The sequence below is a fragment of the Leucobacter sp. M11 genome (assembly GCF_035726885.1).
In the GTDB taxonomy this organism is placed as follows: Bacteria; Actinomycetota; Actinomycetes; order Actinomycetales; family Microbacteriaceae; genus JAPFRB01.
In genome coordinates this window covers 35,699-38,887 of the sequence record NZ_JAPFRB010000005.1, presented here as the reverse complement: position 1 = coordinate 38,887, position 3,189 = coordinate 35,699, and the positions used below count along the sequence as shown (strand labels likewise).

The 3,189-nt window shown below is 74.0% G+C and carries 2 protein-coding genes and 1 pseudogene; all 3 read right to left on the bottom strand.

What is annotated here, in order from left to right; translation table 11 throughout:
- A pseudogene (locus OOT08_RS15435) lies at positions 1 to 367 on the bottom strand (ABC transporter permease); the annotation flags it as partial.
- On the bottom strand, positions 364 to 1,389 hold the full coding sequence (locus OOT08_RS15430; RefSeq protein WP_325093731.1) for an ABC transporter permease: 1,026 nt from the start codon (positions 1,387 to 1,389) through the stop codon (positions 364 to 366). The pseudogene OOT08_RS15435 and the gene OOT08_RS15430, both read right to left, overlap by 4 nt.
- Before the next feature lie 9 nt (positions 1,390 to 1,398).
- Positions 1,399 to 3,033, bottom strand: a complete 1,635-nt coding sequence (locus tag OOT08_RS15425; protein ID WP_325093730.1) for an ABC transporter substrate-binding protein — start codon at positions 3,031 to 3,033, stop codon at positions 1,399 to 1,401.
- Between the last annotated feature and the right edge of the window lie 156 nt (positions 3,034 to 3,189).

The following is a 3,189-nucleotide window of genomic DNA, read 5'->3' as shown; positions in this document are numbered from 1 at the left end:
TCAGCGCGAGCAAGAACTCGGGAATCGACATGAGCGCCTCGATCAACCGCGCGCCGATCCGGTCCGCCCACTCGGGGGCCAGGCCGAGCAGGGACCCGAGGAGCGAGCCGAGCGTCGCCGCGAGCAGGGTCGCCCCGAGGCCAACGGCGAGGGCGGGCCGGGCCGCGTGCACGATACGGGAGAAGACGTCGCGGCCGACCTGGTCCGTGCCCAGCCAGGCCGTCGCGGAGGGGGCGCGCAGCGCGCGGGCCGCGTCCGTCGCGAGGGGGTCCGCCGGGGCGACGAGCCCGGGTATCAGGGCGAGCGCGAACACGGCGGCGAGCACGGTGGCGGCGCTGAGGAGGAGCCATCGGGGGGTTCCGGTCATGCTCGCGCAGCCCCGGTCTCCGCTTGGCCCTGCGGGCGCGGCGGGGCGGCCGCTCGGCGGGTCCTCGGGTCGGCGAGCCAGACCCCGAGGTCCGCGAGCACGCCGAGCAGGGCGAAGAGCGCGGCGCTCACCGCGACGAGGCCGAGGATCACGGGCATGTCCCGGTTCAGGATCGCGGTGAGCGTGAGCGAGCCGAGCCCGGGCCGGGAGAAGACGGTCTCGACGAGGATCGCGCCGCCCAGGAGCCCGCCCGCGACGTAGGCGATCAGGGTCGAGGCGGGGACGGCGGCGTGCCGGAGCCCGTGCCGCGCGAGGAGGCCGCTGGGGCCGAGGCCCCGCGCGGCGGCGCTGAGCGCGAAGGGGCTCGCCGCGACGTCGGCGAGCTCGGCGCGCACCGCCTGACCGAGCACCCCGGCCACCGGGATCGCGAGCGTGACCGCGGGCAGGATCTGGCTCGCGGCGGTGCGGCTCCCGGTGGCGGGGAACCAGCCCAGCCAGAACGAGAACACCGTAATCAGGAGGAAGCCGACCCAGAAGCTCGGCAGGACGACCGCGAGCACCTCGGCGGTGCCCACGAGCCCCGCGCCGAGGCGGCCCCGGCCCAGCAGGGCCCCGATCAGAACCAGCGCGAGGGCGATGCCCAACGCAAGCACCGCGAGCCTCGCGGTCGGCGGGAAGGCCCCGCCGAGCGCCTCGGCAACCGGCTGCCGCAGCTGGTAAGACTCCCCGAGGTCGCCGCGGGCGAGGCTCGCGAGGGTGTCCCCGTAGCGCTCCAGGAGGGGGCGATCCAGGCCGAGCTCGCTGCGGAGCCGGTCCTTGCCCGCCGCCGAGACCCCGGCGAGGGGGCCGAGCATGACCTCGACCGGGTCGCCGGGCACCGCCGCCACGGCCCAGAAGGCGGCGGTGACGGCGGCCCAGACCACGAAGAGCGCGCCGAGGACCCGCGCGGCGAGCAGCCGGAACAGCCGGAGCAGGCTGGCCGTGCGGTCAGTCGCGCGTCGGGCGCGCCGAGGTGGGGTCACCGAGCCAGGTTACTCGGCCGGGGCGAAGGTGGCCCCCGCGAAGGTGGGCCAGCCGTACACGTCCGTGGCGACGCCCCGCAGCTCGGGGCTGCGCGCGCCGATCATGGCGGGGAGGGAGACGGGGATGATCGCCACCTGCTCGTCGTTCCAGCGCAGCACCTCGCGGTACAGCTCGCCGCGCTCGGTTCGGTCGCTCACGGCCGCGGCCCGCTCCAGGAGCGCGTCCAGCTCGGGGTCGTTCACCTGGGAGGCGTTCTGGAACCCCGCCGAGTGCAGGTGGGCGCGCAGGGCGTCCGCGTCAACGGCCGCGAAGGACCAGTCCGTCAGGGTGAAGTCCCCGGCCGGGTAGCGCTCGTTGTAGACCGCGGGCTCAACGACCTCGTGCGTGAGCTCGATCCCGACCTCCGCGAGCGACTCCGTGAACAGCGCGGCCATCGAGGTCTGCTCCTCGGACCCCGGTGTCCAGGACAGCCAGGTGAGGCTCAGGCGCTCCCCGTCCTTGACGCGGATGCCGTCGGGGGCCGTCTCGGACCAGCCCGCCGCGTCGAGGCGCGCCCGCGCCGCATCCTGGTCCTGGGGCCACGAGCCTTCCAGTTCGGGGTCGTAGCCGCTCGGCGTCGTTGGGGACAGCGCAGCCCACGCGCGGTCGAGCTCCCCGAAGGACGTGGCCTGCACGGCGGCGTCAATGTCGAGCGCCTCACGGAACGCCCGGCGCACCTCGACCTCGGCGAAGGCCCCGTCCCGGGTGTTCGCAAAGAGGGAGTACGGGATACCGGGGCTGTCCACCGCGGTGATCTCGAGGGCGGGGTCGAGCTGCGCGACGTCGGCCGGGTCGAAGCCCGTCGCCAGGTCCACCTCGCCGCTGTTGACCGCCTGCACCCGCACCGAGCTCTCAGGCACGAAGCGCAGCTCGAGCCCGGGGGCGGGCGCCTCCGGCAGGGGCACCCCACCCGGGGCCCAGGCGTAGTCCGCATTCCGCTCGTAGGTGATCTGGCCCTGCGCCACGAGATCCGTCATGACGTAGGGCCCGGAGCCCACCGTGACGCCGGGGCCGCCGACGCGGAGGCGGTCCGCGTTCTCGGCGAGCGTCTTCGGGGAGTACATCCCCAGGAAGGCGGTGGAGGCGTTGTTGATGAAGGGCACGAAGGGCTGGGAGAACGACACGGCGACCGAGAACTCCCCCGTCACCTCGGTGCCGAGGTAGAGCTCCCCGCCGAGCATGTTCACGGCCTGGGCGGACTCGGTCGACTCGGCGGTGATGTGCTCGAAGTTCGCGCGGACCGCCTCGGCGTTGAACGGGGTGCCATCGTGGAAGGTCACGTCCTCGCGAAGCTGGAAGGTGACGCGCGTGCCGCCGTCCTCCACGGCCCAATCGGTGGCGAGCCAGGGCTGCAGCTCACCGTCCTCGTCGAGGAAGACGAGGGAGTCCAGCGCGAGGCGCGCGACGTAGCTGCTCGAGTCGAGCTGGCTGCGGTGCGGGTCCATGTGCCCGGATTCGAGATTGGTGCCGGCGATGGCCCAGACGATGGGGGCCGCGGTGTCGCGCGTGGGTCCGGCGGCGCAGCCGGCGGTTAGAGCGAGCGCGCCGAGCGCGGCGACCGCGGCGAGCGCGCGGAGCGGGGAACGGGGGCGAATCGGGGCCATGCGGGGGTCCTCTCGGGGCACCGCGCCAACGACTATTGTTGGACCAAGTGCAAGAATATGTGGATGCGGCCATGCTACACGAAGCCGGGGCCGCCTGCGCCATACTAGGGGGCAGGATCCAGACGACAGGAGAGCCCGTGCCCCAGCCGGTTCGGA